Origin of the sequence: Paenibacillus campinasensis, from assembly GCF_002272015.1 — a bacterium.
In the GTDB taxonomy this organism is placed as follows: Bacteria; Bacillota; Bacilli; order Paenibacillales; family Paenibacillaceae; genus Paenibacillus_AQ; species Paenibacillus_AQ campinasensis.
Genome location: NZ_NPBY01000081.1, coordinates 25,848 through 52,814 on the forward strand (window position 1 = coordinate 25,848; position 26,967 = coordinate 52,814).

25 protein-coding genes are annotated in these 26,967 nt (G+C 53.9%); all 25 read left to right on the forward strand.

The features are described 5' to 3' along the window. Positions 1–5: 5 nt before the first annotated feature. The 25 genes from CHH67_RS22940 to lysS all read left to right on the forward strand — a co-directional run bounded on the left by CHH67_RS22940 (position 6) and on the right by lysS (position 26,500). Positions 6–353, forward strand: a complete 348-nt coding sequence (locus tag CHH67_RS22940) for an FtsB family cell division protein (RefSeq protein ID WP_095267692.1) — start codon at positions 6–8, stop codon at positions 351–353. A gap of 115 nt (positions 354–468) precedes the next feature. Further along, positions 469–948: a S1 domain-containing RNA-binding protein gene (locus CHH67_RS22945; RefSeq protein WP_095267693.1), complete on the forward strand. Its 480-nt coding sequence runs from the start codon at positions 469–471 to the stop codon at positions 946–948. A gap of 344 nt (positions 949–1,292) precedes the next feature. After that, complete coding sequence (spoIIE, locus tag CHH67_RS22950) at positions 1,293–3,806, forward strand: stage II sporulation protein E (protein ID WP_176475635.1); 2,514 nt, start codon at positions 1,293–1,295, stop codon at positions 3,804–3,806. A 168-nt stretch (positions 3,807–3,974) separates the two neighbouring features. Beyond that, positions 3,975–4,715 (forward strand): vWA domain-containing protein, encoded by a 741-nt coding sequence (locus CHH67_RS22955; RefSeq protein WP_095267694.1) that lies wholly within the window; start codon positions 3,975–3,977, stop codon positions 4,713–4,715. Further along, complete coding sequence (locus tag CHH67_RS22960; protein WP_095267720.1) at positions 4,699–5,616, forward strand: protein kinase domain-containing protein; 918 nt, start codon at positions 4,699–4,701, stop codon at positions 5,614–5,616. Before CHH67_RS22955 ends, CHH67_RS22960 begins: the two co-directional genes overlap by 17 nt. An 88-nt stretch (positions 5,617–5,704) precedes the next feature. After that, complete coding sequence (gene tilS, locus CHH67_RS22965) at positions 5,705–7,129, forward strand: tRNA lysidine(34) synthetase TilS (RefSeq protein ID WP_095267695.1); 1,425 nt, start codon at positions 5,705–5,707, stop codon at positions 7,127–7,129. Positions 7,130–7,186: 57 nt separating this feature from the next. Next, positions 7,187–7,726: a hypoxanthine phosphoribosyltransferase gene (gene hpt, locus CHH67_RS22970; RefSeq protein ID WP_095267696.1), complete on the forward strand. Its 540-nt coding sequence runs from the start codon at positions 7,187–7,189 to the stop codon at positions 7,724–7,726. Positions 7,727–7,823: 97 nt separating this feature from the next. Beyond that, complete coding sequence (gene ftsH, locus CHH67_RS22975; RefSeq protein WP_095267697.1) at positions 7,824–9,890, forward strand: ATP-dependent zinc metalloprotease FtsH; 2,067 nt, start codon at positions 7,824–7,826, stop codon at positions 9,888–9,890. 230 nt (positions 9,891–10,120) lie between these two features. Then, positions 10,121–11,059 carry a quinolinate synthase NadA gene (nadA, locus tag CHH67_RS22980; protein WP_095267698.1) on the forward strand — a complete coding sequence of 313 codons (939 nt, stop codon included), beginning with the start codon at positions 10,121–10,123 and terminating at the stop codon, positions 11,057–11,059. A gap of 38 nt (positions 11,060–11,097) precedes the next feature. Beyond that, entirely contained in the window at positions 11,098–12,714 is a 1,617-nt protein-coding gene (gene nadB / locus CHH67_RS22985) for an L-aspartate oxidase (RefSeq protein ID WP_095267699.1), read from the forward strand. After that, the gene (gene nadC, locus CHH67_RS22990) at positions 12,704–13,579 is read left to right on the forward strand and encodes a carboxylating nicotinate-nucleotide diphosphorylase (protein WP_095267700.1); all 876 of its coding nucleotides are present in this window, start codon (positions 12,704–12,706) and stop codon (positions 13,577–13,579) included. Before nadB ends, nadC begins: the two co-directional genes overlap by 11 nt. Next, on the forward strand, positions 13,576–14,343 hold the full coding sequence (locus CHH67_RS22995; RefSeq protein ID WP_095267701.1) for a type III pantothenate kinase: 768 nt from the start codon (positions 13,576–13,578) through the stop codon (positions 14,341–14,343). Before nadC ends, CHH67_RS22995 begins: the two co-directional genes overlap by 4 nt. Positions 14,344–14,410: 67 nt before the next feature. Next, positions 14,411–15,295: an Hsp33 family molecular chaperone HslO gene (hslO, locus tag CHH67_RS23000; protein ID WP_095267702.1), complete on the forward strand. Its 885-nt coding sequence runs from the start codon at positions 14,411–14,413 to the stop codon at positions 15,293–15,295. 21 nt (positions 15,296–15,316) lie between these two features. Further along, the gene (locus CHH67_RS23005) at positions 15,317–16,249 is read left to right on the forward strand and encodes a peptidyl-prolyl cis-trans isomerase (RefSeq protein ID WP_095267703.1); all 933 of its coding nucleotides are present in this window, start codon (positions 15,317–15,319) and stop codon (positions 16,247–16,249) included. Positions 16,250–16,612: 363 nt separating this feature from the next. Continuing rightward, the gene (gene cysK / locus CHH67_RS23010) at positions 16,613–17,551 is read left to right on the forward strand and encodes a cysteine synthase A (RefSeq protein ID WP_095267704.1); all 939 of its coding nucleotides are present in this window, start codon (positions 16,613–16,615) and stop codon (positions 17,549–17,551) included. Between the two features lie 346 nt (positions 17,552–17,897). Next, on the forward strand, positions 17,898–19,529 hold the full coding sequence (locus CHH67_RS23015) for an anthranilate synthase component I family protein (RefSeq protein ID WP_095267705.1): 1,632 nt from the start codon (positions 17,898–17,900) through the stop codon (positions 19,527–19,529). A 1-nt stretch (position 19,530) separates the two neighbouring features. Beyond that, the gene (gene pabA / locus CHH67_RS23020) at positions 19,531–20,112 is read left to right on the forward strand and encodes an aminodeoxychorismate/anthranilate synthase component II (protein ID WP_095267706.1); all 582 of its coding nucleotides are present in this window, start codon (positions 19,531–19,533) and stop codon (positions 20,110–20,112) included. After that, positions 20,109–20,999, forward strand: coding sequence for an aminotransferase class IV (locus CHH67_RS23025; protein ID WP_095267707.1), 891 nt, complete (start codon positions 20,109–20,111; stop codon positions 20,997–20,999). Before pabA ends, CHH67_RS23025 begins: the two co-directional genes overlap by 4 nt. Then, complete coding sequence (gene folP, locus CHH67_RS23030) at positions 20,996–21,856, forward strand: dihydropteroate synthase (RefSeq protein WP_095267708.1); 861 nt, start codon at positions 20,996–20,998, stop codon at positions 21,854–21,856. The genes CHH67_RS23025 and folP overlap by 4 nt, the downstream gene beginning before the upstream one ends. A gap of 35 nt (positions 21,857–21,891) precedes the next feature. Beyond that, complete coding sequence (gene folB, locus CHH67_RS23035) at positions 21,892–22,254, forward strand: dihydroneopterin aldolase (protein ID WP_095267709.1); 363 nt, start codon at positions 21,892–21,894, stop codon at positions 22,252–22,254. A gap of 7 nt (positions 22,255–22,261) precedes the next feature. After that, entirely contained in the window at positions 22,262–22,810 is a 549-nt protein-coding gene (folK, locus tag CHH67_RS23040; protein WP_095267710.1) for a 2-amino-4-hydroxy-6-hydroxymethyldihydropteridine diphosphokinase, read from the forward strand. Continuing rightward, on the forward strand, positions 22,762–22,965 hold the full coding sequence (locus tag CHH67_RS23045) for a helix-turn-helix domain-containing protein (RefSeq protein WP_095267711.1): 204 nt from the start codon (positions 22,762–22,764) through the stop codon (positions 22,963–22,965). Before folK ends, CHH67_RS23045 begins: the two co-directional genes overlap by 49 nt. A 109-nt stretch (positions 22,966–23,074) precedes the next feature. Then, positions 23,075–24,100, forward strand: a complete 1,026-nt coding sequence (gene dusB, locus CHH67_RS23050; RefSeq protein ID WP_095267712.1) for a tRNA dihydrouridine synthase DusB — start codon at positions 23,075–23,077, stop codon at positions 24,098–24,100. Positions 24,101–24,307: 207 nt separating this feature from the next. Then, positions 24,308–24,784, forward strand: a complete 477-nt coding sequence (gene greA, locus CHH67_RS23055; RefSeq protein ID WP_095267713.1) for a transcription elongation factor GreA — start codon at positions 24,308–24,310, stop codon at positions 24,782–24,784. A gap of 201 nt (positions 24,785–24,985) precedes the next feature. Next, positions 24,986–26,500 carry a lysine--tRNA ligase gene (gene lysS / locus CHH67_RS23060; protein ID WP_095267714.1) on the forward strand — a complete coding sequence of 505 codons (1,515 nt, stop codon included), beginning with the start codon at positions 24,986–24,988 and terminating at the stop codon, positions 26,498–26,500. The last annotated feature ends 467 nt before the right edge of the window (positions 26,501–26,967 follow it).

The window sequence follows — 26,967 nt, forward strand, 5'->3', positions numbered from 1 at the left end:
TGGTCATGGGAAGATTTGCTGACAGTCACAAGCAGGCTCCCCAGCAGAAAACGATAAACAAAGGTGCCCGCAGACGGAAACGAATTTACTTGACGATGATGGCACTGTTTTTGGTCTGGGCTGGCTCGACGCTGTTCTCTCTCAATGACCGCATCTATAATCAGAACGAGAAGCTGGCGGAGAGGCAAAAGGAGTATACGGCTGTGAACCAGTCGCTGGCGGAGCTCCAGCATGAGGTTGAGCGCCTGGAGGATCCGGAATATATCGGCCAGATTGCGCGGAGAAAGTTCGGTTTGTACCTGCCGAATGAGACACCGATCATACAGCCCCAAGATTCGGTTAAAGAACCGTAAAAAGGCATGACATACGTCTGTTGACCTTGTTCAGGCACTATCGTATAATCAAATCACCGCAGCGAGATTTTCAATAATCGAACTGTATATTTTTAAGGGAGGATCATTTTATTCTATGGCAATTGAAGTGGGCACCAAGTTAGAGGGCAAGGTGACAGGCATAACGCATTTTGGAGCTTTTGTGGATCTGTCAGGAGGTGTCACGGGTCTCGTTCACATCTCGGAAATCGCCGACAATTACGTGAAGGACGTCAACGACCATCTCAAGATTAATGATGTCGTTACCGTTAAGGTGATTAATGTCGATAAGGACGGCAAGATCGGTCTTTCGATCAAGCAGGCCGTCGACAAACCGGCTGAAGAGAGCCGCCCACCCCGGGGACCAAGACCGGAACGCAGCGGCGGAGAACGATTCGGAGGTGGCGGGGGTGGATTCAACCGTGAACGCGGCGGACGCCCGTTTAAGCCCGCAGCCAGCAAGACTTCTTTTGAGGATAAAATGTCACGCTTCCTGAAAGATAGTGAAGAACGGATTTCTTCGCTGAAGAAGAATACGGAAGGCAAACGCGGCGGACGCGGAGCCAAACGCATGTAATTTCGATAAAATATATAACCACCGCAGAGGCGATACGCTTTCTGCGGTTTTTTTGTCGCCGCATCCAAGCGTACGACAGGTTCCTACGCAATCTACGGCCATCGGCAGCCCTGGAAGGGGCGGAGGGATCGTCATTTCGGACGGAAGAACCGACAGCATAAACGAATGACAACGACCCCGACACCAGCGGGCACGGGGATGAGCGGCATTTTCGCAACCGTTCGCAGAACCGGGCTTTTTTGTCGGAAATTTCTTTGGACGACCTACGGTGTTCTGACAAACTTTCTCAGGATGGGGTTTTATAATGGGACCTACCACAAATTCCTGAAGAATGGGGTGCCGTAATGATGGATAGAAGAAATTTGGTGATGTTTCCGGGTACGGAGACGGTAAAAGGGAAGTCTGGAGCTTGGCGTTCCCGTCTCGTTGAGTGGATCGGGCAGCTGTCTTTTCTGCAGGGCCCCCTCCAGCTGTTTGCAGCCAAGAAGTGGATGCTCCTCTTAACCTTTATGGGCTTTTTACTGGGACGAGCCATGATATTAAACGAGCTTTCGCCGTTTGCCGCAGCTTATTTCGCCGTCATCGTGTTCATGCGCAGAGACTATATGATGCCTGTTGGCGCGGCTATCATTGCAGGGAGCATGTTCGCGCCATCCCCCGCATTCTGGATGATTCCGGCGGAGCTGTTGATCTTTTATTTTCTGCTGCGGGGCCTTGAAACGTATGAACGGGCAGAAATATCCTACGCGCCGTTAATGGTGTTTGTCTCGACTTTCCTGGTGAACCTGTTCTCGGTGCTGATCGGCCCGTCGATGACCTGGTATGCGATGATGATGCTGACCTTGAATGCCGTGCTCAGTTTTGTTCTGACCCTGGTGTTCATTCAGGCGATTCCGGTGCTGACGATGCGCAAGAAATCCTATGCGCTCCGCAATGAAGAGATTCTGTGCCTCATCATTCTGCTGGCGTCGGTGATGACCGGTGCGGTTGGGTGGACCGTACAAGCCATGTCTGTTGAGCATGTGCTGTCACGCTACCTCATCCTGCTGTTTGCCCTGGTGGGCGGAGCACCGCTTGGTGCATCGGTCGGCGTCATTACCGGATTGATTCTTAGTCTGGCGAACATTTCGGCGTTTGCCCAGATGAGCCTCCTGGCTTTCTCCGGCATGCTGGCAGGCATGCTCAAGGACGGCAAGAAGGGAGGCGTATCGCTCGGGATGCTGCTCGGAGCGACGATCCTGTCCATCTACTTCAACAGTCCGGGAGAGGTGATGACATCCACATGGGAGACTTGCGCTGCGATTGTGCTATTTTTACTGACACCGAAAAGCGTCATTCAGGCGATTGGAAAATATGTACCCGGCACCCAGGATCACACCCGGTCACAGCATGAATATGCCAAGCGGGTCCGCGATCTGACAGCCGATCGGGTGTCCCAGTTCTCGCAGGTGTTCCGCCAGCTCTCGCAGAGCTTCGGACAGACCTCGGGTGCGCTGCATCCGCACGGCAAACGGACGGAGGAGATGAACCACTTTATGAATGCCGTGGCAGAGGGAAGCTGCGCGACCTGCTATAAGTGGAGCAGCTGCTGGGATATGAAATTTTATCAAACCTACAAATATATGACGGATATGATGACAGCGATTGAAGAGAATCCGGACATGGAGCCGAAGGATTTGCCGCCGGAGTGGAACCGGTTATGTGTCAAAAAGGAAGATGTACTGGAGACTCTGAAGCAGCAGTATCATTTATATCAACATGATATGCAGTGGAAACGGCAAATATACGACAGCCGTCACCTTGTGGCTGAGCAGTTGTCCGGCGTGTCCCAGGTGATGGAGGATCTGGCACGGGAAATCAAGCGCGAGAGTCAGGCGATGCATCTGCAGGAGGAACAGATTCGGGAGGCGCTTCAGCATTTGGGTCTGTCCATCCAAGGGATCGATATTGTCAGCCTGGACCCTGGCCGGGTCGAGATCGAAATTATCCATGCCTACACCCGCGGCTATGACGAATGCCGGAAGATTATAGCCCCGCTCCTGTCGGACATTCTCGGTGAGCATATCGCCGTGGTGGAGGAGACGATGACCCACCCTCGGGACGGTCTGGCGACAGTCCGGTTCGGCTCGGCCAAAACCTATGAGGTCGTCACCGGCGTAGCAGGCGCCGCCAAAGGCGGGGATGTCCTGTCCGGGGACAGCTTCAGCACGGTGGAGCTTGGGAATGGCACGTTCGCCGTCGCCCTGAGTGACGGCATGGGCAATGGGGAGAGGGCGAGGCTGGAGAGCAGCTCGGCGCTGAGCATTCTGGAGCAGCTGCTGCAATCCGGCATGGATGAGAAGCTGGCGATCAAATCGGTGAACTCGATACTGATGTTAAGGTCGCCGGATGAAATATATGCGACGGTGGATATGGCGTTAATTGATCAATATTCGGCCCGGACGACCTTTATGAAAATTGGCTCAACGCCGAGCTTTATTAAACGGGGCAACGAGGTCATCATGGTTACGGCGAGCAATTTGCCGATCGGGATTATTCAGGAAATCGAGGTCGATCTGATCTCGCTTCCGCTTCAGGTAGGCGATGTGTTGATCATGATGACCGACGGCATCTATGATGCGCCGGGGTATGCCGTGAACAAGGAGCTGTGGATGAAGCGCATGATTCAGGAGATTGACAGCAGTGATCCGCAGGAGATTGCGGATTGCCTGCTGGAGAAGGTGATCCGCTATCAGCAGAATCAAATTCATGATGATATGACGGTGGTCGTGGGCCGGGTGGATCATTATCATCCGGAATGGTCCAATGTGCGCGTGCCGGGCATGGCCCGCATGGAAAGACCGCGAACGGTAAGTTAGCGAGGGCCGGGGTGCCCATTGCCCGGGAAATGCTGTTTCCCGCAGATCAGAAGCACGGCGTCTGCCCGTCTATTCTTTCAATTCTTCGTTTGAAGTCTCTCAAATATGGAAATGATAGAGACTATAAGACAGGGTTGATGTCTAAGAAGAGTCGGGAGGCGACGAAGGATGAAACAAATTTTGCTCATTACGGACGGTTGCTCCAATGTAGGGGAAAGCCCGGTTATGGCGGCGGCGCATGCGCTGGCAGAGGGCATTGTTGTGAATGTGGTCGGCGTTCTGGACTATGGCACCATCGGGGAGCTTGGCGCGTTTGAAATTCAGGAGATTGCCAAAGCGGGAGGCGGACTGCACCGGATCGTAGGCACACCGCAGCTGGCCCAGACGATGCAGATGATGACAAGAAAAACGGTGGTTCAAACGATCCAGCAGGCGGTAAATAAGGAGATACAGCATATTTTGGGAGGAGGTTCGCTCGAGGAGCTTCCGCCGGACAAGCGGTCGCAGGTTGTGGAAGTGGTCGATGAGCTGGCCGAGACCTCATCGCTGGAGGTAGCGCTGCTCATTGACGCCAGTGCAAGCATGAAGCCGAAGCTCGCTGCCGTGGAGGAGGCGATCCGTGACCTGATGCTCAGCCTGAAAGCGCGGGCCGGAGCCAGCCGTCTTGCGGTCTTCCACTTCCCGGGAAGAGGAAGCGAGGAGGAGGTTGTGCTGGATGTGAACTGGACCTCGGATCTGGACGGGGTGCGGAGCATGTTCGGCCGCCTCCAGATGAAGGGAGCTACGCCGACGGGTCCGGCATTGTTAAAGGTGATTGAATTTTTCCAATATGGTACACTAGGAAATAATCAATCATGGAAGGGTCACACCGGCCAAGAGGAAGGGATGCTTGGTGACTACGTTGTCTAATGCGGGATATCCGCCCGGCACCGTTATTACAGGGAAGTGGCGGAAGAGCAGGTACATCGTGGAGCGTACGCTCGGCAAAGGGGCAAACGGACGAGTATACCTGGTCCATCGGGCCGGAGTCCGGCAGCGATATGCATTGAAGGTCGGCTATGATGCGCTGGATCTGCAGTCGGAGATTAATGTGCTGAGCGCGCTGAAGGAGCAGATGCACAACGCTTATCTAGTGGAGGCGGATGACCATCAGGACAGCAGCGGAGATGTTCCTTTCTATGTGATGCGATACATCGAAGGAGACCCGCTGCATCGATTCATCGGACGGCGGGGCAAGGAATGGCTCGGCCTCGTGGGGCTTAACCTGCTCGAGAAGCTGTCGCTCCTGCATGCATCCGGCTACGTCTTCGGCGATTTGAAGCCGGATAATGTCATGGTCTCTCCCTATGGCAAGGTGGAGCTGATCGATTACGGCGGGGTCAGCTCGATTGGACGAAGCGTCAAGCAATTTACGGAATGGTATGACAGAGGGTACTGGAATGCCGGAAGCCGGACCGGGGATATCTCCTATGATCTGTTCTCGTTTGCCGTGATGTGCATACAAGTGCTGGATGAGAAAGCGCTCAGAGAAGCGTCTCGCCAGCTCCCCCAGACGCGCAGCATGACCGATCTTGTGATGCTCGTGCGAAGAAACCCGGCGTTCAAGCCATATGCCGCATGGCTGAACAAGGCGCTGGCCGGGGAGTTCGCGGATTCACGGGAAGCGTTGAACCAATGGAGAGGCAGCATCCGGGGGCCGTCCGCAGGCAGAGCCCGCAGCAGGCAGCAGGATACCCCGCGCTGGCTCCGAAATGCGTTCGCGCTATCGTTATTTATTTTGGCGTGCACGATATTTTTTCTGTTTCGTTAGCCGCGCATCTTTCGGTAGGCGAAACATGACAGAAAGCCAGCCGTCTTGTGCGCCGGGCGCGCCTTCGGGTTAGCAAAGGGGATTGTTCATGGTGGAAGACAGGTTAAGATCATTCGTACAACACATCGAAAAGACAGCGGCGGACCACAAGCTGTGGACTAGCGGTGATCGCATCGTTGTAGCCGTTTCTGGCGGGCCTGACTCGGTGGCTTTGCTGCATGTGCTGCATGCCATCTCCACAAGGCAGGGGCTTGATCTGGTATGTGCCCACGTCCATCACGGTTTCCGTAAGGAGTCGGATCAGGAGGCGGAGCTGGTGAAGCAGCTGGCCGCCGGCCTGGACATCCCGCTGGAGATGGCCTATTTCGATATTCCTTCTTATATGGAAGAAAGCGGGAAAGGGGCTCAGGAAGCCGCGCGGGATAAAAGATATGAATTTTTGTTCCGAACCGCCCATAAATATAAGGCAAGCTCGATTGCGCTTGCCCACCACGCGGATGATCAGGCAGAGACGGTGCTGATGAGACTGCTTCGGGGCAGCGGTCCATCGGGGCTGGCGGGCATGAGGATGAAGCGCAGGGAGCAGCATATCGGCATCATTCGCCCGTTTCTGGAGCGATCGAAGGCGGAGATTGTGGAGCTGTGCGACAGGTGCGGCTTTGCCTATGCTGTGGACAACAGCAATCTGCAGACCAAGTACCGGCGAAACGCGATCCGGCTGGAAGTGCTGCCTTTTCTGGAGACCTACCACCCGCATATTTCCTCTTCGCTCAATCAGCTGGCCGAAGTGATTCAGCAGGAAGATGATTTTATGGAGCTTGAGGCGCGGCGTGTGTACCAAACTTTGGTCCGGGAGAACAACGGAAGGCTCGCCTTTGAGGCGCCTTCCTTTTTGGGCTTACATGTTGCTTTACAACGGCGTTTGATTAAACTAATATTAAATTACCTGCCGTCAGAGCAGGAAAATGCCGATTTCAGTAAAATTGAATCGGTGCGCCAAGGCATTCTCCGCAAGGACCGATCCAACTGGCGGTTGGATCTTGGAGAAGGGATCACCTGTGTCAGAGAGTACGATACCATCGTCTTTTGGCCACAGCCGCCATCAGAGCAGGAACAGTACATATACACGATTGATTCACCGGCCATATCGGAGACCAAGCTTCCGGAGATCGGCAAGACGCTGATCATCAGCCATCACAAGGACCGAGGCAGGGGCAGGCCCAGCAGTGAAGCCGCCGAGGCGGAATTTGACGCGGATCGGCTTGCGTTTCCATTGACGGTCCGAAGCAGAAGGGCCGGAGATAAGATGAAGATCATGGGATTAAACGGCACCAAAAAGGTGAAAGATATTCTCATTGACGAGAAAATCCCTCCTTCCGAAAGGTCCCGTATTCCGATCGTCTGTGATCCTTCGGGGAATATCGTGTGGATTCCGGGTGTAAGGCGATCAATACATGCTGCCGTAGGGCAGCATACATCGCGTGTGCTCCGTATGGAGCTTGTGGAAATGTAGCAAGTGATGAACGAAGTTTCACGCTTTCATAGTATAACGTAGGAGGTTCGGCTAACGTTGCATAACGACATTCAGGAAGTACTTATCAGCGAGGAAGAGATTCAAGCCAAGATCAGGGAATTGGGGTCCAAGCTCAGCGCCGAATACGAGGGACGCAATCCGCTAGTTATTTGCGTTCTTAAAGGTGCGTTTATTTTTATGGCAGATTTGGTTAAAACGATAACAGTACCGCTTGAGCTGGACTTCATGGCGGTATCCAGCTATGGCGCATCGACCAAGTCCTCTGGTGTCGTCAAGATTATCAAGGATCTGGATGTGTCTGTAGAGGGAAGAGATGTGTTGATCGTTGAGGATATTATTGACAGCGGTCTTACGCTCAGTCATTTGATTGAAATGCTCCAGAACCGGAAGGCGAAGTCGGTTGCCGTGTGCACACTCTTCGACAAACCGGCGCGGCGCACGGTTGATCTTCAAGCCGATTACACCGGATTCGTGTTGCCTGATGCGTTCGTGGTCGGGTATGGGCTTGATTATGCCGAGCATTACCGGAACCTCCCCTACATCGGGATTTTGAAACCGGAAATCTACAGCAAATAATTCGCACGAGTGGTCATGGAACGCTGCCCATCCCCGTTTGTTGAGATGGCCAGACATGCGTGGTAAAATATCTATGTGTCTTGAGAGGAGGTAGGGGATGAGTCGGTTCATCCGGAATTCTGGTTTTTATTTGATTCTATTTTTGGTCGTAGTGGGCATAGTACAATTCGTTACTAACGGTGGCGAATCGGTAGACGCCCCTAGGTATGATCAGCTGCGGCAAGAAATGAAAGCCAACAACATAGAGGAAATGACGGTTCAATTTGACGGTTACGCATACCTCGTGACCGGTAAATATAGAGACGTCCCGGAAGATAAGTCGCAGAATTTCACAACGTATATTCCTGCTACGGATGCAGCAATGGAAGAGTTGACTTTGGCCAGCGAGAGCAACGGCGTTCAACTGAAGGTTGTGCCGATGGAGGGCCAGAGCATTTGGCTGACATTGCTATCATCCTTTATCCCGCTTGTCATCATGTTCGCTCTGTTCTTCTTCCTGTTCAATCAGGCCCAGGGCGGCGGCGGCAAAGTGATGAACTTTGGCAAGAGCAAAGCCCGATTATATAATGAAGAGAAGAAACGGATTACTTTTGAAGATGTGGCCGGGGCAGACGAAGAGAAGCAGGAACTTGTCGAAGTGGTTGACTTCCTAAAGGATCCTCGCAAATTCAATACCGTTGGCGCACGCATACCGAAGGGGGTTCTGCTTGTAGGTCCTCCGGGAACAGGTAAAACACTCCTGGCCAGAGCGGTAGCGGGCGAAGCGGGTGTTCCGTTCTTCAGCATCTCGGGTTCTGACTTCGTAGAGATGTTTGTCGGTGTCGGTGCATCCCGTGTGCGGGATTTGTTCGATAACGCGAAGAAGAACGCGCCATGTATTATCTTCATTGATGAGATTGATGCGGTAGGACGTCAGCGCGGCGCCGGTCTTGGCGGCGGTCATGACGAGCGCGAGCAGACGCTGAACCAATTGCTTGTTGAAATGGACGGTTTCGGTGCGAACGAAGGGATCATTATCGTAGCCGCGACGAACCGCCCGGATATTTTGGACCCAGCCCTTCTCCGTCCGGGCCGTTTCGACCGTCAGATTACGGTTGATCGCCCAGATGTAAAAGGCCGGGAAGCTGTACTGAAGGTTCACGCACGGAACAAGCCGTTGACGAAGGACGTCAAGCTCGACATTATCGCGAAGCGTACGACGGGCTTCACCGGCGCAGACCTGGAGAATCTCCTGAACGAGGCGGCCTTGCTTGCAGCACGCCGCAATCGTAAAGATATTTCCATGACGGAAGTGGATGAAGCGATTGACCGCGTGATCGTCGGTACCGAGAAGCGCAGCCGCGTGATCAGTGACCGCGAGAAGCGGATTGTCGCTTACCACGAGGCAGGACACACGATTGTGGGTTACTTCCTCGAGCATGCCGACATGGTGCACAAGGTGACTATTATTCCGCGCGGACGTGCTGGCGGATATGTCATCATGCTTCCGAAGGAAGACCGGATGCTGGTTACCAAGCAGGAGCTGCTTGATCGCGTTACCGGACTTCTGGGGGGTCGCGTAGCCGAAGAGCTGTTCATCGGTGAAATCGGAACCGGGGCTTACAGTGACTTCCAGCAAGCGACAGGTATTATCCGCAGCATGATCGTGGAATACGGGATGAGTGAGAAGCTCGGACCGATGCAGTTTGGCACTTCCCAAGGTCAGGTATTCCTTGGCCGGGATATTGGACACGAACAGAACTACAGTGACCAGATTGCTTACGAGATCGATCAGGAAATGCAGCGGTTTATCCGTGAGTGCTATGAGAAGTGTAAGCAGCTTCTGACCGACCATGCCAAAGAGGTGCATTTGATTGCGAACACCCTCCTTGAAGTGGAAACGCTGGAGCTTGATCAGATCAAGAGCCTCATTGAGACAGGTTCGATCAACAGCGGCGGAGGCAATAGCGACGATGAAGGCTCCTCCGAAGGCGGCGAACCGACGGTCGATAATATCGGCGACGTGAAGGTGCGCATCCAAGGAAAGGAAGAGGGACAACAACCGCTTCCTACGGAAGAAATTCCGAACAATCCGATGGATGACGAGAGCCGGAGCAGTGAGGATGAGGAACGTAAGGACCCTCCAAGCGGCTCGGACAAAGGCAGCGGCGGACCATTAGCGTAAAAACAGGCCGATAAAGCACCAAATACCGAATTATATTGAAGAACCGGAGAACGAAGATTCGTTTTCCGGTTTTTTTGTGCTTTCTATCACATTGACAGGAAATACGCGAATTGTGTAAATTTAATGTTACATAAGGATGCGCTTCCTTTCACAAACTTGGTGGCCATCCGATTATCTATCAGGTTATTCGGCGGCAAGCTGCCGCACAACATAAGGGGAGAGGGTCGATCATGGAGGCTTTGGCGCTGGAGCGTAAGGCGGAGCAGAATCGCGAGCTGCGTGAACGGTTGTTGCAATTGAAAAAGGAACGAAATGCTATCATTTTGGCTCATTATTATCAACGGGATGAAATTCAAGAAGTAGCCGACTTTCGAGGGGATTCCTTTTTGCTGGCCCAGAAGGCAGCGCAAACGGACGCAGAGGTGATTGTGTTCTGCGGCGTTCATTTTATGGGGGAGAGCGCCAAAATTTTGGCACCGAACAAAACTGTGCTCATTCCTGACGAACGTGCCGGATGTCCAATGGCAGACATGGTGAACGTAGATGGATTGCGGAAGCTGAAAGCCCAGCATCCGAATGCCAAAGTGGTCACCTATATTAATTCCTCGGCCGAGATCAAAGCGGAGACCGACATTTGCTGTACATCTTCCAATGCGGTGAAGGTGATTCAATCGGTGGATTCCGATGAGATAATATGGGTACCGGACAAAAACCTGGGCCACTATGTGCAGCAGCATACGGATAAGAAGCTGATCATATGGGAAGGGTACTGCAACACCCATGACATGCTGACAGTGAAGGATGTCGTGGAGATGAAGGCCAAGTATCCGAATGCTGAGTTCGTGGTGCATCCGGAATGCCGTCCGGAAGTGGTCGCCATGGGTGATTTTGTAGGCAGCACAACCGCCATTCTTGAATATTGCAAAAATTCACCGGCCAAGGAATTTATCGTGGGAACGGAAGATGGAACGGGGTATCAGCTTCGTCTGGACAGCCCGGATAAACAATTCCATTTCGCAACCAAATTCCTGGTGTGTCCGAACATGAAAGTCAATAACCTTAAAAAACTGGTAAAAGCTCTGGAGACGATGAAGCCGCAAATTTATGTGCCGCCTGTCGTTGCCGAGAAAGCCAGAACTTCGTTAGAGCGCATGTTACAAGTGAAGTAGCATGCGCTACTCTTTCGTGAAAAGACAGGTGAATGATCATGATACCGCAATATCTGATTGACTTTGATCTGCAGGAGCTGCCGGTTGTCGAAACCGATGTCATCGTAATCGGGTCCGGAATTGCCGGCTTATATACATCTATTCTGGCGAGTGCGACGCATCGTGTGTTGCTGATCACCAAAAAATCGCTGCTAGAAAGCAACACGCGCTATGCGCAAGGCGGGATTGCCGCCGTCACGGCGGAGGATGATTCTCCGGCTTATCATCGGCAGGATACGCTGCTGGCCGGAGCTGGCCTCTGCTCTTCAGCGGCGGTGGATGTGCTCGTCAATGAAGGCCCGGCCGGTGTGCAGGAGTTGATTCGCCTGGGCACGATATTTGATGAGGTGAACGGCCAGCTGGCCTTGACCAAGGAGGGGGCGCACAGCCACAGGCGGATTCTGCATGCCAATGGGGATGCTACCGGTTACGAAATTGTCAGAGCCCTTTCCATTCAGGTTGAAATGCTTCACAATGTAGAGGTATGGGATGATCATTTTGTGATCGACCTGGTAACGGAGCAGGGGGAATGTCTTGGCGTTCTGGTGCAAATGCCGGACGGGAAGCGTGTATTCGTACGCGGACAGGCGACGATCCTCTGCTCTGGCGGCTCCGGACAGCTGTATCGCTATACAACCAATCCGGAGGTCGCAACAGCGGATGGCGTGGCGATGGCTTATCGGGCCGGCGCGCAGATTCGTGATATGGAATTTATTCAGTTTCATCCGACCGCGCTCAGTTATCCTGGCGCTCCGCGCTTTCTAATCTCGGAGGCCGTCCGGGGCGAAGGGGCTGTGCTGCGGAATATAAAAGGCGAGCGTTTCATGCATCGTTACCATGAGCTGCTGGAGCTTGCCCCAAGAGACGTGGTTGCCAGGGCGATTGTCAGCGAGATGGAGGAGACGCGCTCAACCTTCGTGTACTTGGATATTACGCATGAATCGCCGGAGATGGTAAAACACCGCTTTCCGACGATTTATGAGACCTGCATGCAGTATGGACTGGATTTATCCTCGGATTGGATTCCGGTCTCCCCTGCTGCGCATTATATGATGGGGGGCATCAAGACCAATCTGCATGGGGAGAGCAGCATCAAGCGGTTGTTCGCCTGTGGGGAGGTGTCTTCGACCGGGGTGCATGGAGCCAATCGGCTTGCCAGCAACTCGCTGTCGGAGGCGGTTGTGTATGGCAGCCGGATCGTGAATCAGATTCGGAGCCTGCCGAAGCGAAGCTCGGATATCCCGGCAGTGTCATTCCGTCTGGGCCGGACTGAAGGTCCTTTCCAGGCGATGGTGGAGAAGCGGCTGAAGCTGCAAAAGGTGATGGTGCGTTACGCTGGCCTGTGCCGCAGCCGTGACACTTTGCTGCGGGCTCAGGAGGAGCTTGGGCGGCAGCTTCCGCTGTTCCAAGCGCTGCTGTCGAAGCGGGAGGAGTACGAATTTGCCAATTTGCTCACCGCTTCGCTGCTGGTGGTACAGGGTGCGCTGCACCGGGAAGAGAGTCGCGGCGCGCATTTTCGCGAGGATTATCCGGAGCGGAATGATTCTGCCTGGCAGAAGCATATTATTCATACCCGGGATCAAGGAATGACGGAGGAAATCAGCGATGATGTTTAATGGATATAACGAGGGTCTACTGGATTGGATTCGGCTTTGGCTGCAAGAGGATGTCGGCTCCGGAGACATTACGACCCAGACGACAATTGCGCCGGGGCATGAGTCCAAGGCGATCATACATGCGAAGGAAGACGGGATTATCGCAGGCATGCCGGTAGCCGAAGCCGTGTTTCGCGCAGTAAGCCCGTCCCTGCAGTTCACGGCCATGGTCGAGGATGGTGACCGGGTGAGCAAGGGGACGGTTCTGGCGGAAGTGGAGGGCAGCACGCATCATATTTTGACCGGGGAACGGCTGGCTCTTAATCTGCTGCAGCGCATGTCGGGCATTGCTACAAGAACGCGCACTTATGTCGAGGCGCTGGAGGGGCTGCCGACCCGGCTGGTTGATACACGCAAGACCACGCCGGGCCACCGGATGCTGGAGAAGTATGCGGTCCGTGTCGGCGGCGGCGCCAATCACCGGTTTGGGCTGTATGATGCCGTCATGATCAAGGACAATCACATTAAGGGAGCTGGCGGCATCACTGCCGCGGTGACCCGCGCCCGGGCCCATATCCCGCACACGATGACGATTGAAGTGGAGACGGAAAGCCTGGAGCAGGTAGAGGAAGCGATTCAGGCCGGGGCGGATATCATCATGCTCGATAACATGGGACTGGAGCCCATGGCGGAAGCGGTTCGAATGATCAAGTCCAAAGCTCCGCATGTTCGAGTCGAGGCGTCAGGGAATGTATCGCTCGAAACGATTAAAGGAATCGCTCAAACCGGGGTGGACGTCATTTCGGTTGGGCGGCTTACCTATTCTTTCAGCAGCCTGGATATCAGTCTGGATCTGAACGCGAAGAAGGGAGGCGGCACGGCTTGATCTTGGTCGTTGATGTAGGCAATACCAATATCGTGCTTGGCGTATACAGAGGTAAGACGCTTTTGCATGATTTCCGGATCAGCACGGCACGCCGGGCAACGGTGGACGAATACGGCGTCCTGATTCATAACTTGTTCCAGATGTCCAATATCATGGTAAGCGAAATTGAAGGGGTTATCGTTTCTTCCGTGGTCCCGCCGCTGGTTGGCGTGGTGGAGGAGATGTGCCAGAAGTACATGCATAAGGACCCGCTCATTGTAGGGCCGGGGATTAAAACCGGGCTTAATCTCCGCTATGAGAATCCGCGAGAGGTCGGAGCTGACCGGATCGTGAACGCGGTGGCGGCCGTTGAGCTGTACGGAGGCGGTCCGTTGATCGTCGTCGATTTCGGCACAGCAACGACCTTTGATTGCATCGATGAGAAGGGCAATTACCTGGGCGGCGCGATCGTGCCTGGGATCGGCATCGCAACGGAAGCATTGGTGCAGCGGGCGTCCAAGCTGCCGCGGATCGAGCTGGAGAAACCGAAGAAGGTGATCGGGCGCAACACGGTTCACGCGATGCAGGCTGGCATCGTCTATGGCTATGCCGGGCAGGTTGACGGGCTTGTGAAGCGTATAAAAGCCGAGATGGGGGCAGACAATGTTAAAGTTATCGCCACCGGAGGCTTGGCTGAGCTGATCGCTGGCGAGACGGATTCGATTGACGAGATTGCGCCGCTCTTGACGCTTGAAGGGTTAAGAATTATATATGAACGCAACTAATGCCTATATAGAAACGTTAACAATGTACAATCTAATTTATGACATAAGCAGATGAGGGGGCTTGAAGATGGGGAATCACAATGACCGTATTTTGCGAGGAACCGCATTAAACGGAAAAGTACGGGCATTTGCTGTCCGTACGACAGACTTGGTGGAGGAGCTCCGCCGGAGACATGACACCTACCCCGTTGTAACGGCCGCCTTAGGCCGGACGGTGTCCGCAGCAGCAATGATGGGTGCGATGATGAAGGGCGAGGAGCGCCTCAGCATCCAGGTTCGCGGTGACGGACCGATCGGGCTGATCGCGGCTGAAGCGAATGCTCATGGTGAGGTTCGCGGATATGTTAACAATCCGCATGTCGAGCTGACGAATATTCGGCCGGGCAAAATGGATGTCGCTGCGGCTGTCGGCCGCTCGGGTCACATCCATATCATTAAGGATTTGGGGCTCAAGGAGCCATACCGGGGCAGCGTTCCGATTGTGTCGGGCGAGCTGGCTGAGGATTTTACGTACTATTTTGCCGTATCTGAACAGACCAACTCTGCCGTAAGTCTCGGTGTGCTTGTAGCGCCTGATTACACGGTTGCTCGCAGCGGCGGGTTTATTATTCAATTGCTGCCGGGCGTGACGGACGAGGAAGTTTCGGAGCTTGAGAAGGCGCTGCAGCAGGTGCCTCCGATTACAGAGATGCTGGAAGAAGGCCTTGATCTGGAGGACATTCTGAAGCGGGTCGTTCCGGATTTCACCAAGCTGGACGAGATGGAAGTGCATTTTGCGTGCGACTGCTCCCATGAGCGGGTCGAGCGGGCACTGATCAGCATGGGCCAGGAAGAGCTTGTGCAGATGATCGAAGAGGATGGTCAGGCTGAAATTACATGCCATTTCTGCAATGAAGCTTATACCTTTGATGAAGAGCAGTTAAAATCCGTGCTGGCACGGGCCAAATCTTAAGTATTGGGATGAGCGACCGTAATGACGAGACAAGAGAAGGGATTGTGGGCGACCGTCATTGTCTTGACAGCAGGCGTTATCTTTATGGGCAGCTGGATGCTGTTTTCAGGAGGAGGCTCCACCGAAGGGATCAAGCAATTCAAGGGAACTTCTCCGGCGGTTGCATCCGTACAGGACAAGGCAATTACTGAGGACGAGTGGGTTGGTGAGCTGAAGAAGCGTTATGGCCGCGATGTGCTGATGACGATGCTGAACCGGCGTGCTGTCGCACTGGAGGCCAGCGGACGCGGACTGGACATAAGTGAAGCGGAATTAGAGGCAGAGTTTGAGCGGATGAGCAGAAGCTATGGCTCCAAGGAGCGCTTTATCGCGGAGATGGAGAGCCAGCTGGGCATTCCGGAAGAAGAGCTGAGACATGAGACGGTATATCGCTTGTTGCTCGAGAAGATTGCCACAGCTGACATTGAAATCGATCAACATCAGATCGACGAGTATTTGAAATTGCATCCTGATCAATATCGCCCCAAAAAACAAGTAGACATATCAGTAATCGAAGTTGCAACCCTGGATGAAGCTGAACAGGTACTGGATCGATTGGAGCATGGCGAAAACTTTGCGGATCTGGCGCAAGAAGTATCCATTGATGAATACACCCGGGATTACGGTGGAAGAATCGGTCTGGTGGAAGAGGATGATCCCTTTCAGTCCCAAGCGCTGCTTGAGACGGCTACATTGCTGGAAGCCGGAGATATTGCCGGTCCGATTCGCCTTGAAGACACGTATGGCATCGTCTATGTGCATGATGTGATCGAGCCGCCTACACTTAGCGAGGAGAGCATCCGCGAAGCGGTTCGCAAGCAGCTTGCGCTGCAGCAGGCGGTTTCGTTGTCCGAACTGGAGCAGCAGCTGCGGGAGAAATATGAGGCAAAAATATTCGCCGGCGTTCTGCCGTAACACTTGGTGCATCGATGCATCACCATTGAACTCATTGAAAATAATAGCCTTTGCCCAGCGGGAAATGTTTCATGCATGCCAACGGGCAGAGGCTTGTTTTAAATATCGCCGCTGCGCGCCGGTTGGCACATCCGAATGGACTAGGAAAATTTACCCGGAAATTGTTGAATTCGCTTGCCCTATGATATTGACAATAATCAATATCGTTTGATAAGATGAATGTACGAAAACCTACCTATTTACTCGGATATCAGGATGTGGGGCGAATGCTTCCTATCCGCACAACGAAGAGGGTTTAACTGAGCTTGTTATCCATAATTACTGTTTGTAAATTATATTGAGATCCAGAGGAGGGCTTCACTCATGGCAAAAGTCGTAAATAATGTGACAGAACTGATCGGAGGTACACCGCTGGTGCGTTTGAACCGGATCGTACCCGAGGATAGTGCGGAGATTTATCTGAAGCTGGAATACCAGAACCCGGGAGCGAGCGTGAAGGACCGGATTGCTGTCAGCATTGTGGAAGAGGCCGAGAAGGAAGGCCGTTTGAAGCCGGGCGGCACGATCATTGAAGCGACAAGCGGCAACACGGGGATCGGTCTTGCTATGGTAGCAGCAGCCAAAGGCTACAAGGCGATCATCGTTATGCCTGAGACCATGAGTATGGAGCGCCGCAACCTGCTTCGCGCTTATGGCGCGGAGCTGGTGCTGACACCGGGATCGGAAGGAATGAACGGTGCGGTTAAGAAGGCGGAGGAGATTCTGAAGGAGAATCCGGACTACTTCATGGCTGAACAGTTCAAGAACAAAGCGAACGTGAAAATTCACCGCGAAACGACAGGTCCTGAAATTGTAGAGGCGATTGAGTCCATCGGGGGCTCGTTGGATGCATTTGTGGCTGGTATCGGTACCGGTGGTACGATTACGGGTGCAGGGGAAGTGCTTAAAGATAAGTTCCCTGATATTAAAATCTATGCCGTTGAGCCGGCGGCTTCTCCAATCTTGGCCGGAGGCAAGCCAGGTCCTCACAAAATCCAAGGAATCGGCGCAAACTTCATTCCTGAAATTCTGAATCAGGAAATCTATGATCAGATCATTCATGTTGAGAATGATGATGCGTTTGAAACCTCTCGCAAGGTGGCTAAAGAAGAAGGCGTGCTGGGCGGTATCTCCTCTGGTGCAGCGGTATATGCAGCGCTGAAGGTAGCCAAGGAGCTGGGCAAAGGGAAGCGCGTGGTCGCTGTCATTCCAAGTAACGGCGAACGTTACCTGAGCACTCCGCTGTACAATTTCGAGGCATAATCTCCTATATTCGATATGCCAGGCCCTCAATGTTCAGAGCATTGAGGGCTTTTTTTGTAATTCTCGACGGGATAGGCCTGGCAGATCCGCCGCGAGATCTCTCGCATCAAAGGAAGAACGAACATAATCGCACTCAAATGCTTACGGCCCAGGCGGACCAGGGAGAATCAGAATCGAATGCGGCAAAATACTGAATACTACAGGTTAACCTTCACCGCTCCCGGAGACTTCGTGCCCCATTATTTGGCGACTGCAGCGTATGGGGTTTTCAAGCGGGGCGGGATGCAGTATACTGACAGGCAATAGTAAGAGTGCGGCTTTGTTATAAGGCGCGAGGAGGACAGGCATGGTGAAGAATGTAGAGCTGGCAGACTGGCTAGCATGGGCTGAGGAAGGATGGACCGTGCTGCCTTATCTGGTGAAAGTGTCGGGAGAAGGAGGCCGTCTGCCTGCGTCGTGGAGACAGGCGTGGAAGGCGGGCTCGCCGTACGCATTTGTGCTTGAGAGCGGAAAGGGCGGACGGTATACGTATTTGGGGCTTCACCCGGTGTCCGTCCTGACAGGCAAAGGCGGGTCAGGCGAGATGCTGGAGCTGGCGACGGGACAGCGAACGACCGCTGAAGGGCAGCCGCTGGAGCTGCTGGAGCGCTGGATGCGGCCCTTTGCCTCCCCGAAAGTGCCGGGCTGGCCTGATTTTCGCGGCGGATGTGTCGGCTTCCTCGGCTATGATGTGGCTCGCTCTCTAGAGCAGCTGCCACAGCTGGCTAGCGATGAGCCCGGGTTTCCGGATTATATGTGGATGCGAATGGAAGAGCTGTGGATATACGACCACATTGAGCATGCGCTGTACTGCTCTGTTCATGCGCCGGTTTCATGGCTGGATGAAGGGAAGGAAGTGCGGAAGACCCCGGAGCGAGAGCGGAGGGAGTTGACGGCTTCGCAGAAGCTCAGGCTCGAAGCGCTGCTGCGGGATACGAAGGAGCGGGCGCGGCGGATGCATGCCCAGTGGAGGGACATGTTTGGCGCGGATCAGGAGAACGCTGCCGCTGAGCAGCTGCGAAACGAAAGGCTGGAGAAAGCCGGGGAGCTGCTTGGGCCGAAGGTTGAAGGTTGGGACCGGCTGGAAAGTGATTTTCCGCAGGAGGATTTTGAGCAGGCGGTGCTGGCGATCCAGGAGTATATCCGGCAGGGGGATGTGTTCCAGGTGAATCTGTCGGTTCGCCGGCACCTCAAGCTTCATGCGCATCCGCAGGATATCTATGAATGGATGAGGGTGCTCAATCCTTCGCCCTACATGGGCTATCTGACCTCTCCCGGGTTCACGCTGGCGAGCGGTTCGCCGGAGCTGCTTGTCAAGGTAAGGGATGATGTCGTATCGGCGCGTCCCATTGCGGGAACCCGCCGCCGCGGGGCGAATCCGGAGGAGGATGCCGCCATGGAGGCTGAGCTGACCGGCAGTGAGAAAGAGCGCGCAGAGCATATTATGCTCGTCGATCTCGAACGCAATGACATCGGCCGAATTGCCGCATATGGATCGGTGCATGTACCGGAACTGATGACCGTGGAGCGTTACTCGCACGTCATGCACTTGGTATCCCAGGTGGAAGGGAAGCTCAGCCATGGGAATAACGCCTATGATGTGATTGCGGCGACGTTCCCGGGCGGCACGATTACCGGCGCGCCGAAGATTCGGACGATGGAGATTATTGAGGAGCTTGAGCCCGTCACCCGGGGGCCGTATACCGGCTCGATGGGGTGGATTGATTATAACGGGGATATGGAACTGAACATTATTATTCGGACGCTTGTGGTGCAGGACGGCGTCGGGTACATCCAGACCGGTGCGGGCATCGTGATTGATTCGGACCCTTACCGGGAGTACAGGGAATGCCGCAATAAAGCGAAGGCGCTTGTCGCGGCCCTGATCTGCAGTGAAGAAGAAGCGGCAGCCCCGGCTGTCCATATGGGAGGGAACTAACATGATACTCGTGATCGACAACTATGATTCATTTACGTACAACCTGGTACAGTACCTCGGCGAGCTTGGCGAGGAGATCAAGGTGTGCCGGAATGATGAGATTGACATTGAAGGGATTCAAGAGCTGTCTCCGGATCATATTCTGATCTCTCCGGGGCCGTGCACGCCGAATGAGGCGGGCATCAGCCTGGATGTGATCTCGCATTTCAAAGGCAGCATTCCGATCTTCGGCGTATGCTTGGGACACCAGGCGATTGGCCAGGCGTTTGGCGGTAAAGTGATTCGTGCGGAGCGGCTGATGCACGGCAAAACGTCGGCTATCCACCATTCAGGCACATCGGTATTTGAGGGACTCCCGAATCCGTTCACTGCGACCCGTTATCATTCTCTTATTGTCGAGAAGGAGAGCCTGCCGGACTGCCTGGAGATTACGTCCTGGACTGAGGAAGGCGAGATTATGGGGCTGCGTCACAAGGAATATCCGGTTGAGGGCGTCCAGTTCCATCCGGAATCGATCATTACCGACCACGGTCACCAGATGCTGCGCAACTTCCTCAAGCGGAGCGCCGGAACGAAAGCATGAGCTATGTTGGATTAAACGGCTCGGTTGTGAGGCAGGATCAAGCTGCCGTCTCGGTAATGGACCACGGGCTATTGTATGGCATGGGGTTGTTCGAGACCTTTCGCACATATAACGGCGTCCCCTTCTTGCTTGAGCGGCATCTTAAGCGTCTGTCAGACAGCTGCGGGCTGCTCGGGATTCATCATCAGCCTGATCCGGTGATGATTACCGGCTGGCTTCAGCAGCTGATGGCTGCGAATGGGCTATCTGAGGCGTACGTCCGGTATACCGTGACCGCAGGCGAAGCCCCGTTGGGGCTGCCAAGCGGTCAGTACACGGATCCGGCCACACTCCTGTTCGCCAAGGCGCTGCCGCCGCTCAAGTCGGCGCTATATACTGAGGGCCGCGCATTGCAGCTGTTGTCAGTTACAAGAAATACGCCGGAGACGCCGGTGCGACTGAAGTCGCTCCATTATATGAATAATGTGATGGCCAAGCGGGAGCTGGACGAGCGCAATGCGGCCACGGGCGCGCAGGCCGAAGGGCTTATGCTGACGGCGGATGGTCATGTCGCCGAGGGCATCGTGAGCAATGTGTTTTTTGTAAAGGGAAACAAGCTGTATACACCGGAGATCAGCACCGGAGTGCTCCCGGGCATCACCCGGGCGGTCGTGCTTGAATTGGCCGAGGAACTGGGCATCGAAGCCGAGGAAGGGCGTTACCGCTGGGAGGCGCTCGCCGGGGCGGATGAAGTATTTACGACAGGCTCCGTACAGGAGATCGTGCCTGTCACGAGGTTGATTGATGTGGAAGGCGCTTCTCACCGGATCGGAGATGGGCTCGCTGGGCCGCTCACCGGGAAGCTGCTGCAGGCATACCGAAAGAAAGCAGGGTTATCATCGCCATGAAAACAACCATTTATGAACGTGAATATCGGCTGCGAAACGGCCAGGTGCTGAAGCTTGGCCAATCTACGCTGATTATGGGGATTTTGAACGTGACGCCAGACTCCTTCTCCGATGGCGGCCGTTATCACGATCCCGGGCGTGCGGTGGAGCATGCTCTTCGCTTATTCGAGGAAGGAGCCGATATTATAGATATCGGGGGAGAGTCGACGCGCCCGGGACACCAGAAGGTCGGCAAGGAAGAGGAACTGGCGCGGATTCTGCCGGTCATTGAAGCTCTTCGCCAGCAGGCTCCGCATATTCCGCTGTCCGTGGATACGTATAAGGCGGAGGTTGCGAGACAGGCGGTGGAGGCCGGGGCGCATATCATTAATGATGTTTGGGGATTTAAAGAAGACCCCGACATGGCTGCCGTGGCAGCGGCGCTTGATTGTCCTGTCATCCTGATGCATAACCGCCGCGACATGAATTATGTCGATCTGGTGGAGGATATGAAGCGGGATTTGCTGGACAGTGTCGAGATTGCACGTGGCGGTGGCGTTAAGGAGCAGAACATCATTTTGGATCCGGGAATCGGTTTTGCGAAGGATTACGAGCACAATCTGCAGGTGATGTCGTCGCTGGATCATCTGGTGGGGCTCGGTTATCCGATGCTTCTTGCCACCTCGCGCAAGCGATTCATCAGAACGGCGCTGGATCTTCCGGTGGACGATGTGCTGGAGGGGACGGCCGCAACGGTGGCGTACGGCATTATGCAGGGATGTCAGATCGTTCGCGTTCATGATGTGAAGCATATGAAGCGCACGGCGCGCATGTGTGATGCGATGCTGTATGTTTCGCCGGAGCTGACGCGGGCATAATGAAGGACAACCGAGTGAAAGGGCTGACGTAAGTGATGGACAAAATGATACTGAGCCGGATGGAGTATTACGGTTACCATGGCGTGTTTGAAGAGGAGCGGAAGCTCGGGCAGCGTTTTTATGTCGACCTGGAGCTGGAGATGGATCTAAGTGAGGCCGGACGGACGGATGATCTGAGCAAAACGGTAAATTATGCCGAGATTCACGAGCTCCTCCAAGGCATTATGCGGGAAGAGTCCTTTCAGCTGATCGAGGCGCTAGCCGAGCATATTGCATCCAAGGTACTGGACACTTATACTATTATCGATGCTTTAACGGTCCGATTGACGAAGCCGCACCCGCCTTTTGATATTCATTTTGAAGGTGTGACGATCGAACTTCGCCGGACCAGAAAGTGAGACGACCATGATGTTACACACCCCCTCTGATCGTTCAGAGGCTTATATTGCTTTAGGGGCCAATTTAGGTGACCGGGAAGGGAACCTGATGCAAGCCATTGAACGCCTGGATCAAGTGCCGGGCATTACGGTGGAGCGCTGCTCCCATCTGTATGAGACCGAGCCGGTAGGGTATGTCGATCAGCCGATGTTTCTGAACATGGCGGTCGCCGTTTCCACCTCGCTCAGCCCCCATCGGCTGCTGGCAGAAATGCAGCACATCGAGAAGGAGCTGGGCCGGGTTCGCCACATTCACTGGGGACCACGGACGGTGGATCTGGATCTGATCTGGATGGACGGACAGCGGCTCGATACGCCGGAGCTTGTGCTTCCGCATCCGCGTATGCAGGAACGGGCTTTCGTGCTTAGACCGCTGGCTGACATTGTTTCAGAGGAGGAGCCTTCCGGTTTATATAAGGTGGTACAGACAGCGCTGGAGACACTGGAAGGAAAGGAAGGGATACAGCTTTGGAAAACAAGCAACTGGCGCAGCGTATCCGCGCTTTCCGAAAACTGAAAGGCCTGACTCAGCAGGAGCTTTCCGACCGAACCGGAATCTCTTTGGCTGTGCTGGGAGCGATCGAGCGGGGCAATCGTACAGCTGAGGATCATCAGTTGGCCACAATTGCGGACACGCTTGGCATTTCGCTGCAGGAGCTGAGAGAAGGATAGTCGGCATACTGGGAAGATAGTCGAGGATGGATGACATTTGGAATGCACCGGGATTTGGCGACAGTCCCGACTATATATCATTAATGGAACCCGAAGGAGTGATGCCAAGATGCTAAAGATCGGCAATATTGAAATGAAGAACCAGGTCGTACTGGCGCCGATGGCGGGTGTCTGCAATCCGGCGTTCCGATTGATTGCCAAGGAGTTCGGCACAGGTCTGGTCTGTGCGGAGATGGTCAGCGGCAAGGCGATTGTGCACGGCAACAAGCGCACGCAGGAAATGCTGTTTGTGGATGAGCGCGAGAAGCCGCTGAGCCTGCAGATTTTTGGCGGGGACCGTCAAGCGCTTGTGGAGGCGGCCAAGGTGGTCGACAAGCATACGAACGCGGATATTATTGATATCAACATGGGCTGCCCTGCACCGAAGGTGACGAAGATGGATGCGGGGGCGCGCTGGCTGCTGGACCCGAACAAAATCTACGAGATGGTGGCGGCAGTCGTGGATGCGGTGGATAAACCGGTCACGGTAAAAATGCGCACAGGCTGGGATAGCGACCACATCTATGCCATCGAGAATGCGCAGGCGGTGGAGCGCGCCGGAGGTCAAGCGGTCAGCGTGCACGGACGTACGCGCGAGCAGCTCTACACCGGACGCGCCGATTGGGACATCATCCGACAGGTGAAGGAAGCGGTCAATATTCCTGTCATCGGCAACGGGGATGTGGTGACGCCTGAGGATGCGCGCCGCATGCTGGATACGACTGGCTGCGATGGCGTCATGATTGGAAGAGGGGCGCTTGGCAATCCGTGGATGCTGTACCGTACGGTTGAGTATTTGAAGACGGGCGAGTTGCTGCCGGACCCGAATCCGAGAGAGAAAATCCGGATTGCGATTCTTCATATGGATCGCCTCATTGCCCTGCGCGGTGAAGCGGTCGCGGTTCGCGAAATGCGCAAGCATCTGGCCTGGTACCTGAAAGGTCTGAAAGGATCGGCCCGGATCAAGGACATCATTATGGAGGAAACCAAGCGGGATGAACTGGTCAAGCTTCTGAATCAATTCGTGGATCAGCTCGAATGGGGAGATGAGTCCTCCAACAGTGTATATCCGCCGGTTGCAACCGCGATAGGTTAATGGGAGCTGGTGCGCTTCATTTCAGGCTTTCTGGCCGGGGCGGGAGGCCCTTCGGAGCGCATTGACTTTTTCTAATGGTTCCCATATAATCTTTCAGTATAAATTCAAGTAATGAACAAGCATCAGCGGGAAGTTCTGTTTCCCGAGAAATCGCATATAGTAAGCATATCGTGTTTTAAATTATTTACATGACAGGAGAATCGGTTAATGAGTGATAAAGAAGTCATTCTGACGCAGGATGGTCTGAAGAAGCTGGAGGACGAACTGGAAAACCTGAAGTCTGTGAAGCGCCGCGAAGTGGCAGAGCGGATTAAAGTGGCCATTGGATATGGCGATATCAGTGAGAACTCCGAATATGAAGACGCCAAGAACGAACAAGCTTTTATTGAAGGGCGCATTATTACACTTGAGAAAATGCTCCGCAATGCCCGCATCATCAATAACGATGATATTAACACCGATGTGGTAAGCGTTGGCAACACCGTGATCGTAGAGGATCTCGAATTCGGTGACAAGATGGAGTATACCATCGTGGGTACAGCTGAATCCGATCCGCTCAATAACAAGATTTCCAATGAAAGTCCTGTCGGCAAAGCGATCATCGGCAAACAAAAAGGTTCCGTTGTTGATGTGAACGTTCCTGCTGGCGTTATTCAATATAAAATTGTAGACATTAAGAAGTAAGTCGGAACGTTGAGGAAAGCTTCCTTCGGGGGGCTTTTTTAAATGTTGTCATGGATGGAGCGCAGGGAATATGATCGAGTGCGCTTTGAATGGAGGACGGGTCCGTCATTTCTGGTTGACTGCCGGAGAGTGGGATATGGACCATGCCGTCCTGCTGGATCGGGAGTAAACGATCGACGTATATGAAGGAGATGAACGACGATGACGGAAGAAAACAATCATCAGGAACAAGAGCAGGAGCTAAGTGAGCTGCTGCAGATCCGCCGCAACAAATTGGACGAGCTGCGCAAGCTCGGGATCGATCCTTTTGGCGGAAAATACGTAAGAACCGACCATGCCGGCGATTTGCTGAAGCAGTATGATGCGTTGCCTAAGGAAGAGCTGGACGAGAAGAAGGTTGAAGTCAACCTTGCCGGACGCATTATGGCCAAGCGGGGCATGGGTAAGGCTTCTTTTGCTCATATTCAGGATTTGACAGGCCGCATTCAGATCTATGTTCGCCAGGACACGCTGTCCGAAACGCAATACGAGGCGTTCAGCATTCTGGATCTGGGTGACATTGTCGGTGTCAAGGGCGTCCTGTTCAAGACCAAAACCGGCGAGACTACGGTAAAGGTGCAGGAGCTTGAAGTGCTGTCCAAATCGCTGTATCCGCTCCCTGAGAAATTCCATGGTCTGAAGGATGTTGAGCTTCGCTACCGTCAGCGTTACGTCGATCTGATCATCAATCCGGATGTACAAAAGACATTCATTACACGCTCCCGGATCATCCAGTCGATGAGACGCTATCTGGATTCCCACGGGTATCTTGAGGTTGAGACGCCAACCCTTCATTCGATTCCGGGTGGTGCGGCGGCCCGTCCATTCATTACGCATCATAATGCGCTTGATATGGAGCTGTACATGCGGATCGCCATCGAGCTTCATTTGAAACGTTTGATCGTGGGCGGTCTGGAGAAAGTATACGAAATCGGCCGGGTGTACCGGAACGAGGGGATTTCGACGCGTCACAATCCGGAGTTCACCATGATCGAGCTATATGAAGCCTATGCTGACTACAAAGATATTATGGCATTAACCGAGAATCTGATTTCTCATATCGCCCAGGAAGTTCTGGGCACACAGATCATTAACTACCAAGGCCACGAGGTGGATTTGACGCCACAGTGGCGCCGCGTATCGATGGTGGATGCGGTGAAGGAAGTGGTGGGCGTTGATTTTGGTGTTCAGATGACCGATGAAGAAGCACACCGTCTGGCAAAAGAGCACAAGGTGCCTGTAGAGCCGCACATGACGTTCGGCCACATTCTGAATGCATTCTTCGAGCAATTTGTTGAGGAGACGCTGATTCAGCCAACCTTCGTTACCGGCCATCCGGTGGAGATTTCACCGCTGGCTAAGAAGAATGACGAGGACCCTCGCTTCACCGATCGCTTCGAGCTGTTCATCGTTGCGCGTGAGCATGCCAACGCGTTCTCCGAGCTGAACGATCCGATCGATCAGCGTCAGCGCTTTGAAGCGCAGCTTAAGGAGCGCGAGCAGGGCAATGATGAAGCGCATGAAATGGATGAGGATTTCCTTCGTGCGCTGGAGTACGGCATGCCGCCGACTGGCGGTCTCGGCATCGGGATTGACCGGTTGATTATGCTGCTGACGGACTCCCCGTCGATCCGCGATGTGCTGCTGTTCCCGCACATGCGGAATCGCCAAGAATAGAGACGTGCAGCCATGACTTCTTGCCGAGCGCATTCGCTGCTTGCGCATGATGGAAGGGTTACGGCGCGTATAGATGTAGAACAAACCAGCCTGCTCGATCGAGCAGGCTGGTTTGTTGTTATATAGAGGTTGGGTTCGTGATGCGTGTTGTTGTATGCGATGCCGTGGGGCTTATCGTAAAATTCAATTGAACAATGGGCGCGGCTACTGATGGGGACTGACCAACAAGAGCGCAAATGATTTACAATATTTTACCAGTATAAAAAGTTCGGACATAGGGTTGCTTTGTTGCTGGGATCATGATATATTATAAATCCGGTCACGAAATGGCCGGCAGCACAGAGCAAGTGAGCAGCAGAATTTTGAATCAAATAAACATTCAAAAAAAGGCTTGCAAACTTATCTCGGATGTGCTACAATATAAAAGTTGCTGATGCGAACAAGATTCGCCAGTAACGAAGCAGTTG

Coding starts and splice junctions, on each gene's coding strand:
- CHH67_RS22945 (WP_095267693.1), top strand. CDS start 469: ATGGCAATTGAAGTGGGCACCAAGTTAGAGGGCAAGGTGACAGGCATA.
- greA (WP_095267713.1), top strand. CDS start 24,308: ATGAGTGATAAAGAAGTCATTCTGACGCAGGATGGTCTGAAGAAGCTG.
- CHH67_RS22940 (WP_095267692.1), top strand. CDS start 6: ATGGGAAGATTTGCTGACAGTCACAAGCAGGCTCCCCAGCAGAAAACG.
- folB (WP_095267709.1), top strand. CDS start 21,892: ATGGACAAAATGATACTGAGCCGGATGGAGTATTACGGTTACCATGGC.
- ftsH (WP_095267697.1), top strand. CDS start 7,824: ATGAGTCGGTTCATCCGGAATTCTGGTTTTTATTTGATTCTATTTTTG.
- CHH67_RS22955 (WP_095267694.1), top strand. CDS start 3,975: ATGAAACAAATTTTGCTCATTACGGACGGTTGCTCCAATGTAGGGGAA.
- nadC (WP_095267700.1), top strand. CDS start 12,704: ATGATGTTTAATGGATATAACGAGGGTCTACTGGATTGGATTCGGCTT.
- cysK (WP_095267704.1), top strand. CDS start 16,613: ATGGCAAAAGTCGTAAATAATGTGACAGAACTGATCGGAGGTACACCG.
- tilS (WP_095267695.1), top strand. CDS start 5,705: ATGGTGGAAGACAGGTTAAGATCATTCGTACAACACATCGAAAAGACA.
- CHH67_RS23025 (WP_095267707.1), top strand. CDS start 20,109: ATGAGCTATGTTGGATTAAACGGCTCGGTTGTGAGGCAGGATCAAGCT.
- nadA (WP_095267698.1), top strand. CDS start 10,121: ATGGAGGCTTTGGCGCTGGAGCGTAAGGCGGAGCAGAATCGCGAGCTG.
- CHH67_RS23015 (WP_095267705.1), top strand. CDS start 17,898: ATGGTGAAGAATGTAGAGCTGGCAGACTGGCTAGCATGGGCTGAGGAA.
- nadB (WP_095267699.1), top strand. CDS start 11,098: ATGATACCGCAATATCTGATTGACTTTGATCTGCAGGAGCTGCCGGTT.
- spoIIE (WP_176475635.1), top strand. CDS start 1,293: ATGATGGATAGAAGAAATTTGGTGATGTTTCCGGGTACGGAGACGGTA.
- dusB (WP_095267712.1), top strand. CDS start 23,075: ATGCTAAAGATCGGCAATATTGAAATGAAGAACCAGGTCGTACTGGCG.
- folK (WP_095267710.1), top strand. CDS start 22,262: ATGATGTTACACACCCCCTCTGATCGTTCAGAGGCTTATATTGCTTTA.
- hslO (WP_095267702.1), top strand. CDS start 14,411: ATGGGGAATCACAATGACCGTATTTTGCGAGGAACCGCATTAAACGGA.
- folP (WP_095267708.1), top strand. CDS start 20,996: ATGAAAACAACCATTTATGAACGTGAATATCGGCTGCGAAACGGCCAG.
- CHH67_RS23005 (WP_095267703.1), top strand. CDS start 15,317: ATGACGAGACAAGAGAAGGGATTGTGGGCGACCGTCATTGTCTTGACA.
- lysS (WP_095267714.1), top strand. CDS start 24,986: ATGACGGAAGAAAACAATCATCAGGAACAAGAGCAGGAGCTAAGTGAG.
- pabA (WP_095267706.1), top strand. CDS start 19,531: ATGATACTCGTGATCGACAACTATGATTCATTTACGTACAACCTGGTA.